Origin of the sequence: Haploplasma modicum ATCC 29102 (assembly GCF_000687835.1) — a bacterium.
Classification (GTDB): Bacteria; Bacillota_I; Bacilli_A; order Acholeplasmatales; family Acholeplasmataceae; genus Haploplasma; species Haploplasma modicum.
In genome coordinates this window covers 36,368-52,704 of the sequence record NZ_JHYB01000003.1, presented here as the reverse complement: position 1 = coordinate 52,704, position 16,337 = coordinate 36,368, and the positions used below count along the sequence as shown (strand labels likewise).

General features: G+C 27.7%; 12 protein-coding genes and 1 tRNA gene. 12 read left to right on the top strand and 1 reads right to left on the bottom strand.

From position 1 onward, the window contains the following. Positions 1 to 136 precede the first annotated feature (136 nt). Positions 137 to 1,723: an MFS transporter gene (locus T352_RS06845; RefSeq protein ID WP_051615783.1), complete on the top strand. Its 1,587-nt coding sequence runs from the start codon at positions 137 to 139 to the stop codon at positions 1,721 to 1,723. A gap of 32 nt (positions 1,724 to 1,755) precedes the next feature. On the opposite strand, the gene T352_RS06310 is transcribed toward T352_RS06845, so the two are convergent. Then, complete coding sequence (locus tag T352_RS06310) at positions 1,756 to 3,876, bottom strand: ATP-dependent Clp protease ATP-binding subunit (RefSeq protein ID WP_051615782.1); 2,121 nt, start codon at positions 3,874 to 3,876, stop codon at positions 1,756 to 1,758. 134 nt (positions 3,877 to 4,010) lie between these two features. On the opposite strand from T352_RS06310, the gene T352_RS0102820 reads away from it, so the two are divergent. The 11 genes from T352_RS0102820 to gshAB all read left to right on the top strand — a co-directional run bounded on the left by T352_RS0102820 (position 4,011) and on the right by gshAB (position 16,313). Continuing rightward, a tRNA-Cys gene (locus T352_RS0102820) sits at positions 4,011 to 4,085 on the top strand. Positions 4,086 to 4,545: 460 nt separating this feature from the next. Next, positions 4,546 to 5,784 (top strand): HNH endonuclease, encoded by a 1,239-nt coding sequence (locus T352_RS0102815; protein WP_035345059.1) that lies wholly within the window; start codon positions 4,546 to 4,548, stop codon positions 5,782 to 5,784. A gap of 69 nt (positions 5,785 to 5,853) precedes the next feature. Continuing rightward, positions 5,854 to 6,978 carry a DNA cytosine methyltransferase gene (locus T352_RS0102810; RefSeq protein ID WP_162151142.1) on the top strand — a complete coding sequence of 375 codons (1,125 nt, stop codon included), beginning with the start codon at positions 5,854 to 5,856 and terminating at the stop codon, positions 6,976 to 6,978. Next, positions 6,965 to 7,954 (top strand): DNA cytosine methyltransferase, encoded by a 990-nt coding sequence (locus T352_RS0102805; RefSeq protein ID WP_162151141.1) that lies wholly within the window; start codon positions 6,965 to 6,967, stop codon positions 7,952 to 7,954. Before T352_RS0102810 ends, T352_RS0102805 begins: the two co-directional genes overlap by 14 nt. 94 nt (positions 7,955 to 8,048) lie before the next feature. Beyond that, positions 8,049 to 9,086, top strand: a complete 1,038-nt coding sequence (locus T352_RS0102800) for a hypothetical protein (protein WP_026391671.1) — start codon at positions 8,049 to 8,051, stop codon at positions 9,084 to 9,086. Continuing rightward, a complete protein-coding gene (locus tag T352_RS0102795) occupies positions 9,076 to 10,539 on the top strand; it encodes a hypothetical protein (RefSeq protein ID WP_026391670.1) in 1,464 nt (487 codons plus the stop codon). Before T352_RS0102800 ends, T352_RS0102795 begins: the two co-directional genes overlap by 11 nt. A gap of 322 nt (positions 10,540 to 10,861) precedes the next feature. After that, a complete protein-coding gene (locus T352_RS06840) occupies positions 10,862 to 11,818 on the top strand; it encodes a restriction endonuclease (protein ID WP_162151140.1) in 957 nt (318 codons plus the stop codon). A gap of 305 nt (positions 11,819 to 12,123) precedes the next feature. Beyond that, entirely contained in the window at positions 12,124 to 12,474 is a 351-nt protein-coding gene (locus T352_RS06300) for an ArsR/SmtB family transcription factor (RefSeq protein WP_051615779.1), read from the top strand. 45 nt (positions 12,475 to 12,519) lie between these two features. Continuing rightward, positions 12,520 to 13,590, top strand: a complete 1,071-nt coding sequence (gene arsB / locus T352_RS0102775; RefSeq protein ID WP_026391669.1) for an ACR3 family arsenite efflux transporter — start codon at positions 12,520 to 12,522, stop codon at positions 13,588 to 13,590. After that, positions 13,583 to 13,996, top strand: a complete 414-nt coding sequence (locus T352_RS0102770; RefSeq protein WP_026391668.1) for an arsenate reductase ArsC — start codon at positions 13,583 to 13,585, stop codon at positions 13,994 to 13,996. Before arsB ends, T352_RS0102770 begins: the two co-directional genes overlap by 8 nt. Before the next feature lie 67 nt (positions 13,997 to 14,063). Next, positions 14,064 to 16,313, top strand: a complete 2,250-nt coding sequence (gene gshAB, locus T352_RS0102765; protein ID WP_026391667.1) for a bifunctional glutamate--cysteine ligase GshA/glutathione synthetase GshB — start codon at positions 14,064 to 14,066, stop codon at positions 16,311 to 16,313. The last annotated feature ends 24 nt before the right edge of the window (positions 16,314 to 16,337 follow it).

Genomic DNA, 16,337 nt, shown 5'->3' with positions numbered 1-16,337 from the left:
TAAATCAAAGAGCAAAAATGCTCTTTTTTTTATCTAATTGCCTAATATTAGAGGTTTAAATTTAATATGATATTCAAATTAACTACTATAAATGTTATAATTGTTATAGTTTAATAAAAATACATGAGGTGGCTAAATGAAGGATTTAAAATTCGATTATAAAAAAACAATTTATGTTGGTCTAGCATTTTTCTTAATTCAAATGTTTTGGCAAACATATGATAACATTATTGCAAAAATTCTAATAGATAAATTTGGTTTATCACAAGGAATGTCAGGTATTTTAATGGCATTAGATAATGTTTTAGCGATAGTACTATTACCATTGTTTGGACTTTTATCAGATAAGACAAGAAGTAGATTTGGTAGAAGAACGCCATATATAGTAATTGGTACACTTGTTGCAGCATTTGCATTTGTCTCATTATCATTTGTTGATAATAAACAAACAGTTTTAGTTGAACAAGCAGGAATTGTTAGTGAATATGATTTGATGTATGAAAAAATAAGTAGTCCTGATGGTATGACAAGAGAACAGTGGGACCAAATTATTTTAAATGATATTAATATTGAATCTTTAAGTGAAAAATATTTATCAATTGTTACTTATGTGGAAAATGGTGAAGTTAAAGATAAATATAAGGAAACTGATATAATAGGTGTTTTTGATCACCGTGATATAAGTGACATTTATTATAACTACTTAAGTATGAAAGCATGGGATCTTACTAAAAATAATGTTAAGAATTTAGTTTGGTTTATTGGTTTATTATTCATTGTTTTACTTGCAATGTCAACTTTTAGATCACCATCAGTTGCCTTAATGCCTGACGTTACTCCTAAGATGTTTAGAAGTAGAGCAAATGCTATTATTAATTTAATGGGTTCTGCTGGAGCAATTATCTCAATTGGATTAATGACTATTTTTGGATTAAGCAGCAAAAGTTATGTATCATATACACCGGCCTTTGTAGCAACAGGGGTCTTGATGTTAGTATCACTTGCAATATTCTTATTTAAAGTTAATGAAGTAAAAATGGTTAAAGAGTTAGAGTTAGATGTTGAAAAATATCACTTAGATGAACACATAGATGAAAAAACTCATGAAGCAATCCCACTTACAAAATCAGAAAAGATATCATTGCTATTTATTTTATTATCGGTATTTTTCTGGTATATTGGATATAATGCTATAACTTCTAAGTTATCAGATTATGCACCTAAAATGCTTAATATGGGCTTTACTACACCACTTTTAGTGGCTCAAGCTGCAGCGATAGTTTCATTTATTCCAATTGGTATCTTATCTTCTAAATTTGGAAGAAAGAAAATGATTTTATTCGGTGTAGCCTTACTTGCAGTATGTTTTGGTAGTGCATTCTTCTTAACAAAAGATACAAAAATGTTACTATATCCTGTCTTAGCATTTACAGGTGTTGCTTGGGCAACAATTAATGTTAACTCCTTCCCAATGGCAGTAGAATTAGCTACTGGTAAAGATGTAGGTAAGTTTACAGGATTATATTATGCCTTCTCAATGGCGGCACAAATTATTACTCCTATTTTATCCGGTTTCTTAATGGATGAGTTTGGAAGAGGAATATTATTCCCATATGCAACAGTCTTTGTTGTAATATCATTTATCACAATGCTATTTGTAAAACATGGTGATGTTAAAATTGAGAAAAAAGGATTGCTAGAAAGTTTTGATGTTGAAGACTAAATAAAAGAAAAATAAGAAGGATTATCTCCTTCTTATTTTTCTTTTAAAATGAAATTATTATTATAGTCTAGTAAATATTCTGTATTAGGAACTAGTTCATTATTTAGGATTGCTTTTGCTAAGAATGTTTCAATTTCTTTTTGAATAAATCGTTTTAAAGGTCTAGCACCATAATTTGGATCATAGCCTTCTTCTAAAACTAAGTCTCGTACATTCTTACTAAACTCAATTAATATATTATTTCTAACTAATCTTTCATTTAGATTTGCTAATAATTTATCAACAATCTTTCTTTGAACTTCTTTATTCAAGTTATTAAAGATAATGATATCATCAATTCGGTTTAAAAATTCAGGCTTAAAGCTCATTCTTACTAAATCCATTACTTTATCATTTGCATTAATATCATTTTCTAGTAAGTAAGAACTACCAATGTTTGATGTCATAATTATTACGGTATTTTTAAAATTGATAACTCTACCCTGACTATCAGTAAGTCTACCATCATCTAAAACTTGAAGAAGTAGATTGAAAATTTCTGGATGAGCTTTTTCAATCTCATCAAATAAAACAATTGAATATGGTTTTCTTCTAACTGCCTCAGTTAATTGACCGCCCTCATTATAACCGATATATCCAGGAGGAGAACCAATTAGTTTTGAGACACTATGGGCTTCCATAAATTCACTCATATCAAATCTTATAATCTTGTTTTCATCATCAAACAATACTTCGGCTAGAGCTTTAGCAGTTTCTGTTTTACCAACCCCGGTTGGTCCTAAAAATAGAAATGATCCGATTGCTGAATTTAAATTTTTAATCCCAGATCTTTGACGAAGAATTGCCTCACTTACAAGCTTGATTGCATGATCTTGGCCAATGACTCGATGTTTCAAGTTTTCTTCTAAATTAATTAATTTTTCTTTTTCTCCTTCAATTAATTTATTAACTGGAATATTAGTCCAGCGATAAACAACTTCAGCAATTGCCTCCTCAGTTACAGTTTCACTAATAAGTTCATGATTTTTTTGTAATAGTGTAAGTTCTTCAATTTCTTTTTCAAGTTTTGGAATTATACTATACTGTAATTCAGCAGCACGAGAGTAATCATTATTGTTAAATGTATTTTGTAGGTCGTTTCTTGCACGGTCTAATTGCACCTTTTTGTTTTTAATTACTTCTAGATTATTTTTTTCTTTTTCCCATTTTTCAGTTAACACACTATCTTTTTCTTTTAACTCTTTAATGTGTTCTAAAACTTCTTGTAGTTTTTCTTTAGAATATAAGTCTTTTTCCTTTTCAAGAGCACTACGTTCAATTTCCAAGCTTATTATTTTTCTTTTTAAATCATCCAATTCACTTGGCATTGAATCGATCTCAATTCTAATGGTTGCACAAGCCTCATCAACAAGATCGATTGCCTTATCTGGTAAGAAACGTTCGGTAATATATCTATCAGATAAAGTTGCAGCACTTACTAAAGCTTTATCGCTAATATTAACCCCGTGATGAGCCTCAAAACGGTCTTTTAGTCCTCTAAGGATACTTATTGTATCAGAAACTGTTGGCTCATTAACTAATACTTGTTGGAATCTTCTTTCTAATGCTTTATCTTTTTCAATATATTCACGGTACTCATTAAGTGTGGTTGCTCCAACACAGTTTAATTCACCTCGTGCTAACATCGGTTTTAACATGTTAGAAGCATCCATTGAACCTTCAGCACGACCAGCACCAACAATGTTGTGAATCTCATCAATAAATAAGATGATTTTACCATCTGACTCTTTTATTTTCTTTAAAACAGCTTGAAGTCTTTCTTCAAATTCACCACGGTATTTAGCACCGGCAATTAGAAGTGCCATATCTAGTTCATATACAACTTTATCCTTTAGTCCTAGTGGGACATCATTTTTATTTATTCGCTCAGCAAGACCTTCAACGATAGCTGTTTTACCAACACCAGGTTCACCAATTAAAACGGGATTGTTTTTAGTTTTACGTGATAAGATCTTTATCACTCTTCTAATTTCATCATCTCTACCAATAACTGGATCAACCTTACCTGATTTAACAAGCTCATTTAAGTTTCTACCAAATTTTTCCAAGATATTTGGATCATTATTATAATCATCCATTTGATTCATTTTCATATTATCATCCCTTTCATTGTTATTATACAACTAACAATTGGCACTGTCAAGTAATGAGTGCTAGTTTATTTAATCTTCTTTAACATTGACTTTTTACCAGATAAAAGTTATAATAATTAAGCGTATATTAATAGGGCTCCGTAGCCAAGCGGTAAGGCAGAGGTCTGCAAAACCTTTACGCGTCGGTTCAAATCCGATCGGAGCCTCCAATAAAATATTTGATTAGTAGCTTAAAAATAGCAAAAAAGTAGCAAAATCACCCTAAAACGGGTGATTTTTTGCATTTTTAGGGCTTTTTATTATTAAATTTAACATGTTTTTAAAATTAAAAATAATGAAATAATAAAATATAAAAGTCCGGGGTATGTGGTTGAACCTAATTAAATATATTCTGGGATATGCGATTGAACTCTATGAGAACAAGGGTTTGAACTGAAAACGATGGCTTTATAATGCTAATAAAAGATAATGAAGTTATTAATTATTTTAATAATATTTTTTAATTTATTTTTGAGTTCGAATCCGTTTAGTAGTCTCAATGTTTTTCTTCATTGGTTTTATATTTTATAAAATAACTATTTTTAGCATAAGTAATACGATTAAACTTTTAAATTTTTATTAAAAATGTTAAAATTATTATAAGGTAAACAAGAATAAAGGTGGGATATAATGGCAAGAAAAATGGTCATAGTTAGAAATAAAGAATACATATATGATATTTTATCTGATAAGTCTATATATTTATCTAAACACTTAAATGAGAGTGATTCTAAATTTATACTATATTATAAGTATTTAACACATTCTGATCTTCCAACTTTTGGTAAGGCTACAAGACCCAATATGATACATAAAAATTTATTGTACTATTTAACGGTTGATGAAATGAAAGAAATTGAAAAAAATACTAACAGACCCTTTGAGACTGCTCACCAATCCAATATAGGATTACCGAGAAGTTTTTGGATTGACTTAGGAATGAATGATCCAAGAATAAATGTAAAAAATAATGATGAATATGAAAAGTGTATTAATAATTTTGCAGACGTATATCTTGTTAACGATTCATTGAAATATTTTAATCATAAATATACCAATAAAGTTTTTGGAAAATTAAATAAAGGTATAGAACGACCTAACGAATGGAAAAAGGAAAATTGTGATATTTATTTAGATTATTCAAGTGATCTAACACCATTAAACTTATCACAAGCAGTACATGGAATTGGAACAAGTAACGATATTGAATTTCATAAACTTAGACACAACATGTTCAAAAATGATATTCTCTTTTTATTGATAGAAAAAATTAAAGATGGAAAAAACAAGCTTTATATTGCTCCAAGTAAAAATCCTACATTCTATACAATCATAGGTGAATCTAATTATGTTTGGGAACAATATTTAATTGAAGAAAATAAGAAAATTGAAAGTTTAATATTAAGGGAAGAGAATCTTTTTGAAACCATTGAATCGCAAACAAGAATACATCAAGATAAATGGCGTAGAATGCTAGCAGAAGAGATGATGAATTATACAACAAATGATGACGAAGTATTTTGTCCTTTTACATGGGTATCAGCTGATTTTAACAAAGTTGGGACTGTTTTTAGAGCGTCACATATAATTCCGTATTCAGAATCTAATGAAGATGAAAAATATGATATAAATAACGGATTATTACTATTAGCTAATGCTGATGCATTATTTGACAAATATCTGATATCTGTAGATGAAAACAAAGAACTAATTTATTCCTTTTTATTAGTAAACGATAGGAAGTTAATTAATCAATTATTATTACATCAACCTATTTTTAAGGATGTTCTTAATGAAAAAAGAATGAAATATTTAGAAAATCATAGAAAAACATTTTTCGAGAGAGAAATTAAAAGAAAAACTGAATAAAATCAAATACGCAGGTCTAAAAGTGTTGCTACGCAGGGTAAAGTATGATACAATTCTAGTGGTGATGAAATGATTAGATTAGGAACGGCTTTTAGCGGAATCGGAGCTATTGAACAAGCTTTAGAAAGAATGAATCTCGAACACGAGATTCTTTTTGCAATTGACAATGGTAATATTGTGATTGACATAAATGAAGATGAGGAATTGTCTAAAATTAAGTCAATGAATACAATTAAAGAAAAATTAGACTATGCAAATGGTTTATATAAAAAAAAGACTAGGAGAACTAACTTTGTTGAAATAACTTATTTAGAAAATTACAAAGTGAAGGATAATAACTTTTTCTACGATATAAAATTATTTGATGGTGAAGACTTTCATAAAAGTCTTGATCTATTTGTAGGTGGAAGCCCTTGTCAAAGTTTTTCAATGGTAGGATCTAGAGGTGGATTCGAAGATACTAGAGGAACATTGTTTTATGATTATGTTAGATTAGTGAAAGAAATTCAACCAAAAGTATTTATTTATGAAAATGTATTTGGACTTTTAAACCACGATAAAGGACGAACATGGGCAACTGTTCAAAATGTCTTTGAAGAACTAGGTTATCATTATAAGTGGCAAGTTTTAGATTCTAGAGATTATGGTATTCCACAAGGAAGAAGAAGAATATTTGTTGTTGGATTTAAAAATGAAAAATATTTAGAAAAATTTGATTTTCCTGCAACAAAAGAACTTGAATTTACGATGCAAGATTTTTTAATTGATAATTGTTCTATAGGGAACTTTAAAAGTGTAAATGGAAATATTAAAATTAAAAGAACAAAAGGAATACCAGATGATAAGTTATTTTTATCTGAGAAATTATTAGCTTACGTACTTTCTCCGGGAACAAAGAACTTTTACCATCCTAATGGAACTAAAACTGATTTACCTATAGCTAGAGCAATATTGTCTACACAAGGCAATAGCCATAGGGCTAGTGTTAACAATTATGTTACAACAGATGGTCGATTAAGAGCTTTGGATCCTAGAGAGTCTTTAAGACTAATGGGTTTTCCAGACACATTTAAAGTACCGGTGTCAAAAGCACAGTCTTATAAACAAAGTGGTAATTCAATTGTTGTTGATGTTTTAATAAATATAATGGAAAGTATTATGAAAACTGGAGTGTTTGAAAATGGAAAGAATTGAACCTAAAAAATTTAAATATAATGTAGTAAGTTTGTTTGCTGGAGTAGGTGGATTTGATTTAGGTTTTCATTACGCTGGTTTCAATATTATTTGGGCAAATGACTTCGACAAGTATGCTGTACAAACTTACAAGGAAAATGTTGGCAAGAATATAGTTCTAGGAGATATTAGGGATGAAAAAGATAATATACCTAGTCACGATGTATTAATTGCAGGATTCCCATGTCAGCCTTTTAGCACTTTAGGAAATCTTCAAGGATTCCAAGATGAAGAAAGAGGAACTCTGTTTTTTGAGATTGAGGAAATAATTAAAAAACATAAAACTAAAGTTGTTGTTTTAGAAAATGTTAAGAATATTATTAATCATGATAAGGGTAAAACTTTTGCAAAGATGATTCATAAGTTAGAATCATTAGGATACAGTGTTTATCATCATGTTTTTAACTCAGCAGATTATGGTGTACCGCAAAGAAGAAACAGAGCATTTATTATTGGATTTTTAGGCGAAAGTTTTAATATTGTAGACCCAGTTTTTCCTCCAAAACAAAAGTTGAAAGTAACAACACAAGATTTATTGGATAAAGAAGTAGATATTAAATACTTTTTAACAAAGAAAATTACACCAACAATTATGGGAACGGGAACAAAAAATTATGTTGTTAAACCAACAATTGATCAACCTATTTCTAAAACTTTAACAGCTACTATGGCAAAAATGCACAGAGCAAGTCAAGATAACTATATTACGGATGAAAAAAACTTTAATCGATTTAAAGATCCAAATAAAAATCCAATAAGAAGATTAACTCCAAACGAATGTAGAAAGCTACAGGGATTTCCATCTAATTGGAATCAAGTAGTTTCTGACAGTCAAGCTTATAAACAGTTTGGTAACGCAGTTACAGTTAACGTTAGTTATGCTGTAGCAAAAATGCTTTTTGATTATATGGAAAAAAACTTAAAAACTATAGATTGATTTGTTCATATCATGATACAATTAACATAAGTACATATCGGCAACAGTATAATTTTAAAATACAATCTTTTGAATATTAAACGAGGGGATATATATGCACGAAAAGAATACGAATAAAAGATCTGCAAATAGTCTTGCAAATGGTATTTCATTTCAATATGCTGCAGCAATTTTAATATTTATAACAGAGATGAAGAATATAAAATTTGTTGGAATTGAAGATACTGATGACATAAGAATTGTATTAAAAGATAATACAAACGTTTTCGCACAAGCAAAATCATCTTTAGAACCGGATAGACTTTATAATGAAAGTCACTTATCAACAGACATAAAAGATAGCTTAAACACACTGTATGATAACAAAGATAATGCTACTAAGCTTATATCTATTTTTAATTTTCACAATCCATTTGGTCAGCAGCCAAAATTTAATGAGACAAGAAGTAGTATAAAAAAATTTGAGGGGCTAACAACTGAATTAAAGAGAAAGATTGGAAAATACTGCCATAACGATGAAAAAATGCTTAAAATGCTTGAGTTTTGGTTTCTAAGATTTGAGGATGACTATAATCCTTTTAAAGATGTTGAAGAAATTGTTAATGAATATATAAAAAGAATAGACGCTAGTTATATTTATGCGAACGAATTAGTTACAGAATGGCATATGATTTTGGCTAATAATGCAAGAGATAAGAAAAAATTAATTGATTTCAAATATATTATTGGGTCTATTTTTAGTCATATCTTAAAAAACTCTATAAGATTCGATGATGTTATAAGTATTATTGACCCTATGGACATTGACATTTCTTATATTAGCAAAATGTCGCAATTTTTCAATGAAAAAATAAGGAACTTGGTTACTTTTGATGAATATGCAAAAGTGTTAAGTTCTTATACTGTGTTTCGTAGAGAAAACCCAATTCTATCAAGAGATGCCAATCTTTTATACAATGAATTTGCAAATTACTATTGCAAAACAATTGATAGTAATGTTGTGAAAATGTTTAGTGATGAAATTGATGCTACTTTATTAGCGACTACTTATCAAAAAGCATTAGTTATATCATATGCAATGAAAAGTGATGTTATTCACAGGATAAAAGAGGTGTTTAATTATGAAGATTAAAAAACTTATCATTCATAGGGGTATTTTAGAACCGATACAAATTTCATTTGATAAATATACAATCATAACTAGTGATGAAAATGCTAAAGGGAAAACTACTTTGATAAGATTCTTATTACATTCATTTGGTTATAAAATACCCTCTACTAAGAAAGTCGATATGACAGAACATATAACTATTTTGGAAATTGAAAATTCACAAGGATTGTTAAGACTTGAAAGAGATGGTGAAAATTTAACAATTACTTTTGGTGATGGAACTTTAAAACATTTTAATCTGAATAGCGACGACAATAGACTTCTCGTGCAGTCAATCGTTTTTGAGTCTAATAATTTCGATTTTTTGAATAATTTATTAATGGTCATGTACATAGATCAAGATAGAGGGTGGACATTACTTAATAGGGGAAAAGCGATTGGTAACAATAGATTTGATATAAATGATTTTGTGGCTGCAATATCTGGGATAAATGTTGGAGAAATAAATAATAAACTTAAAAATGTTGATAATGAAATAAAAAAATATCGCGCATTAAGAAATATGGTTTCGATAAAAGATAGTTTTGAATATGAAAAAAGCCATGATGAACAACAAGGTGTCGAAGAAAGAAATAGACTTTTAACAATAAAAACAGAATTGAAAATCAAAATTGACAAAATATCTAACCAGATTAAAACATTAGAAAACATATATAAAGGTAATGCAAATATGGTCGAGTATATAGCATCTTATAATTTACTTATTAGGCACAGAAGTGGTGAGAGGTTTGTGTTAATGCCAGATGACATAGTTGATTTTGATATTAATCAAAATATATTAGACTACCAAATCAAAAATGAATATCTAAATATAGAAAGATTAAATCAAGAATTAATTGAAATAAATTCAAAATTAAGAGAATATGATCAATTATTTAATGTTCAAGAAAGTACTAGTGAAATAATTAATAGTGTAATAACTTCAAATATTGATGTTATTAGCATTGATAGAATAATAACTAGTTTAGGCAAGGAAAAAAAATATTTGAATAAACAAAAAAATGAAACTATAGTCCATAGAAGTGATGTAATAAATAAAATAACCAATAATATTATTAATTTTTCTAAAGAGGTTGGTGTATATGAAAATTTAATTGCCAAAGAAAAAAACTTGCTTTTTACTAGTAATCTAAAACAATACTCTGGATCAATTTTACATAAAATAGTTTTTGTATTTAGGTTAGCATTAAATATTGCCGCTTCAGAAAAAATTGGTATAGACTTACCATTTATTTTTGATTCTCCGGGCGCAGCAGAATTGACAATAAATAATATAGAACAACTAATTTTATTAGCAAAAAACAATTTAAATAGTAACCAGATAATAATATCTACTATACATAAAGATATTCTTAAATTATTTAAAAAAAACACAAACAATGTTCATTTAGGTAAATTATTATTAGATATTTAACAGATTATAAAGGTTAAAATTACCACTTTTATAATTGGACGCCCCAATCGGATTTGAACCTGAAAACCATTTTGTTCATAAAATTCACTTCTCACGGTTTCCACTATTTACCCACCATTACTCAAACTGGTAAGAAATTAACCAATTACTTACTTACGCAAACTTTCTGTCGTTTTCCCATAGAGATAAATAGATTCCCTTATTTACTCAAAAAGGGTAAAAACTAACCAATAAAGGTAAACGAGAAGAAAAAGTGCTCATCCACCAAAAGAAAACCTTGGCTCCAAAATAATCTTAATTATGAGTAAGGAGATAAAATTATATGAATGTATTTGACTTTTCTTATGAATTTCCATCAACTATTGAAGAATTAGACAAATTTAACGGAAAAGAATTTGAAATATTTTTATTTAAGTTTTTCCAGGAATTAGGATACTCCACAAGAATGACAGATGATACTAATGATAATGGCATTGATTTAATTGTAAAAATGCCAATTGAACAAGGTACTAAAAATGTAGGCATTCAGGCAAAGCGTTGGAAATCAAAAGTTGGTGCTGATGAAGTTAGAAGCATGTTGGACGGTAGAGAACACTATAGTTTAAATGAGATTTGGATAGTCACCACCAGTGACTTGACGTCTGCTGCAAAAACTACTGCAATGAATAATAAAATTGAGATTATAAATCGAGATCGTGTTAAGATTTTTTTAGAAGAACTTAAAAAGAGAGAAAATGTTAAATTTAGGCAAAATAAATCTATTAAAAAGCAAAGTCCAGTTATACCAACTAGTGAAAATTTGGAAAAAGATGACAATGATCCATTTTTCATTGATTTAAAAAAACTGCGTAGTATGATTTCAAAAGAACATAAAATTTATCCAATTTACTTTGTTTATAATAATGCAACAATCAAAGAAATTATATTGAAAAAACCTGAAAACTTGGAAGAACTTAAAAATATTTCTGGATTAGGTGATCAAAAAATAAATTTGTTTGGTACACAAATAATTGAAGTTGTGAAAAAATATTTAGTTAACAAAGATGTAGAAATTAAAAATGAACTAATTTTACTAAGAAAGAAAATTAGTAAATATAATAAACTTAATAATGAATATTCTGCATATAATGATAATGTGTTAGATGAGTTAGTAAAACTATTACCAATAACAATAGAAGATTTAAAAGGTATTAAAGGCTTTAAAGAAGAAAACATTCAATTGTTTGGTCAATATTTGATTAAATCAATTATTGAAATTAAAAGTAAATACTTGAAATGATTATTATCTAAAGTATAGCAAGCTATACATAGAGCTAAATAAAAATTTAAATATATTATTAATTTAAGGGCTAAGTTTTGTGTTGAACGTGAGTTAGCCTTTTTTTATTTCGATGTATTGAAATTAAACTTGGGACACTTTAATAAGTAAGTATTCAATAGTAATGTTTAAATTTTCTTTATAGCCCTAACATTTCTTCCAATTGAAATGATTTGTAGATATAAATTACTATATTGACAGATATCAATATCAACTGTATAATTAATACATCGATATTTATCGATATCATTTTGGGAGGAATAACAATGTCTATTGAATATAGAGAATATGCAAATATTTTTAAAGCTTTAAGTGATCCAACTAGGTTAAAAATAATTGATATGGTCTCATGTAGTCCAATGTGTGCATGTGATATTTTAGAAAAAGTTGAGATTGTGCAATCAACCTTAAGTTATCATATGAAAATTTTAACAGAAAATAATCTAGTTACTTCAAAACAAAACGGTACATGGACTTGGTATTACATAAATCATGAAAAAGTAAATGAAGTCGTTTCATTTCTAAATGTTCTTTCATCTGATAAAAAATATTGTATTTGTAATATTGATATATTTCCTGATGAATATAATCAAACATGTAAATGTAGTAAAGATTAAACTTAAAAGTAGTTTAATGGATTTAAAATAAATGAAGGTGAATAGATGACAAATAGTAATTATAAAAATCAAGAAGGTATAAGTTTATTTCATAAATATTTAACTTTTTGGGTAGTAATTTGTATGGTTGTTGGTGTTTTAATTGGATACTTTATTCCTAGCATACCTAAATTTTTAAGTAAGTTTGAGTATGCACAAGTATCTATTCCAATTGCAATTTTAATTTGGATAATGATTTATCCAATGATGATGAAAGTTGATTTTAAGAGTGTTAAAGATGTAACTAAAAATCCTAAAGGTTTATTTATTACTTGGATTATAAACTGGCTAATTAAACCATTTACGATGTTTGCTATATCGTGGTTTTTCTTTTTTGTAGTATTTAAGGTCTTTATAACACCGGAACTTGCGACTAAATATTTAGCAGGTGCAATATTACTTGGTGCTGCACCATGTACGGCTATGGTTTTTGTATGGAGTCATTTAACTAAAGGAAATCCATCTTACACTGTAGTACAAGTAGCAACCAATAATTTAATTATTTTAGTACTCTTTATTCCTATTGTTAAATTATTACTTGGTGTAAGTAATATTCAAGTCCCATGGAATACCTTAATACTTTCTGTCTTATTATTTGTCTTAATTCCATTGGCATTTGGAATTGTTACTAGACTTTTTATAACAAGAAAGAAGGGAAAAGAATTTTTTGAACAAATATTTGTTAAGAAATTTGATCGAATTACGATTTTTGGTTTACTTGCAATGCTAGTATTATTGTTTATGTTTCAAGGGGAAGTAATTATTAATAATCCACTTCATATAATACTAATTGCAGTGCCACTTTCAATTCAAACATTATTAATTTTCGCAATTTCTTTTTTTGTAAGTAAGAAGGCTAAGTTAAGTTATGATATTGCAGCACCAGCTGCTTTAATTGGTGCATCAAATTTCTTTGAGTTATCTGTAGCAATGGCAATTGCAATATTCGGATTAAACTCACCTGTAGTTTTAGCAACAATTGTAGGTGTATTAACTGAAGTACCATTAATGCTTTTCTTAGTAAAAATAGCAAATAAAAATAAAAATAAGTTTATAGGAGGTAATTTGAATGAATAAACCAAAGGTGGGGTTCATTTGTGTTCATAATAGTTGTAGAAGCCAAATGGCTGAAGCTTTATCAAAACTCTATGCTAGTGACACATTTTTAGCATACTCAGCTGGAACTCACGAGAGAGATATGATTAATCAAGATGCGGCAAGAATAATTAAAAAATTATACGATTATGATATGAATGTTGAACAAAAGCCAAAATTAATTGATAGTCTCCCAGAATTAGATATTGTTATTACAATGGGTTGTAATGTTGATTGTCCGTGGCTACCAAGTAAGCATAGAGAAGATTGGGGACTAGATGATCCAAGTGGTCTTTCTGATAGTGAATTTATTAAAACTGCAAATTTAATCGAAGAAAAAGTTAAAGAGCTAGCAAAGCGAATAAATAATAAAGAAATAAAAATATAGTATAATTATAAATCCCTATTTTATAGGAATTTTCATCTGAATAATAAATGAAAGAGAAAATAGTAGTATGAATAATAGAAATATATACTCTGGTAATTTTGGCATTGAAAAGGAAAATATTAGAGTAGATAATAAAGGAAGAATATCAAAATTACCACACAGTAAAATATTTGGTGAAAATAACCCCTATATCACAAGGGATTTTTCTGAATCCCAAATTGAAATTATAACATCGGCTTTTGATACAATTGAAAAAGCTTTTAATGAATTGCATAACATTACTCATGTTGTTTTAAATACATTAGATAATGAACTATTATGGCCTCAAAGTAATCCACCAATCATAGAAGATGAGAAGGAAATAGAAATTGCAAACTATGAAAAAGAAACTAAGAGAGTATATAGAAATTACTTAAGTAATAAATATGGTAAGAAAAAAACAATAATTTCAGGGATTCATTTTAATATTTCATTTAGTGATGATTATCTTTTAAATTTATTTAATAATCAAACTAGTTTTAATGAAATTAATGATTTTAAAAATAATTTGTATTTAAAAATCACAAAATATTTTTTAAATGAAAAATGGTTATTTACAGAACTTTTTTCTGCAAGCCCAGTTTTTCACGAAAGTTATGTTGATAAATGTATAAAAAAAGCTAGTTTAAGTAAAACAAATGATTATTTGAGTTGTGAGTTAATCTCACTAAGAAATAGTGAGTGTGGATATAGAAATACCGAGTCGTTATATTTAGATTATAGTAATATGGAAGAATATAATAAGAGTTTAAAATATTATATTGATAATAAAATAATTATTAGTGAAAGTGAAATATATTGTCCTGTTAGAATAAAGAAAGATGCTTTAGGGAATATCTCATACATTGAACTTAGATTTATTGATATTAACCCATTATATTTTAATGGGGTTTCCTTAAATGATTTAAAATTGATTCATATATTTTTTATGTATTTTTCGAAGTTGGATGATTTTTATTATTCTATAGACCTACAAAAAGAATCAGATCAAAATAATTTTTTAGTAAACTACTTTGAAAAGAATATGGATATAGTAAACTATGAAAAAGAAAAACTATTATTAAAAGGAATTAAACTTTTAAATAATTTGAAAAACTTCTCTTCAAAGATAAAAGGATTACCATATAACTATGAAGATATTATAGATAGTGCAATTTTAAGACTAAAGGAAAATGATAAATCTTATTATAATATTATAAAAAATGAAATTGATAAAAGTAATTATGTTGACTATCACTTAGAAGTAGCAAACAAACATAAAAATTATGCTATAAATAATCCGCTACTCCAACTAGAATATGAAGGTTTAGAACTATCTACTAAGATATTATTGCAATCGGCAATCAAGTTAGGATACAAATATGAGATATTGGACCGAGAGGAAAATTTCATTTCCCTTACCGATTTAAACGGGAAAACCGAATACATAAAACAAGCAACAAAAACTAGTCTTGATAATTATAGTAGTGTCTTAATTATGGAAAACAAGTCAATCACTAAAAAAATATTAAGACAAAATAACATTAAAGTACCAAACGGATATACTATTACATGTAAAAAAGAAGGAATAGAATTATTTGAAGCAAAACTATTAACTAAAAATCTAGTAATAAAACCCAATAATACAAACTTTGGTTTAGGAATTACGATTTTTAAAGAAAAGTATACAAAAAAGGATTATTTAGATGCATTGGATTTCGCATTTAGTCATGATAAAACAGTTTTAATAGAAGAGTTTATTGAAGGTCTAGAGTACCGCTTTATTGTAATTGATGGTAAAGTAGAAGGTATATTGCATAGAAAACCGGCAAATGTACTAGGAAACGGTAAAAATACAATTAAAGAACTAATAGAAATAAAAAATAATCATCCGTATAGAGGCTTTAATTATACTAGTCCACTTGAGATAATTAAAGTTGACGATATTGTAATAAACTTTTTAAAAGCTCAAAAACTAAATATAGAATCAATCCCGAAAGAAAATGAATTAGTATATCTAAGAGAAAATTCTAACATTTCAACCGGTGGTGATAGCATTTCTGTAACCGAATATGTCGATAAGTCTTATTTTTATAAAGTTATAGATGCAGTTAATGCTCTTAACGTGAAAATTGCAGGCGTTGATGTTTTAATAAAGGACATTAAGGAACAAGCAAGTGACACAAACTATGCAATTATCGAACTTAATTTTAATCCTGCAATACATATTCATTGTTATCCGCTAGAAGGAACAAAAGAAGATATTGGCGATAAACTTATCTTGGCTATTTTTAAATAAAAAATAATAATACATAATATATAA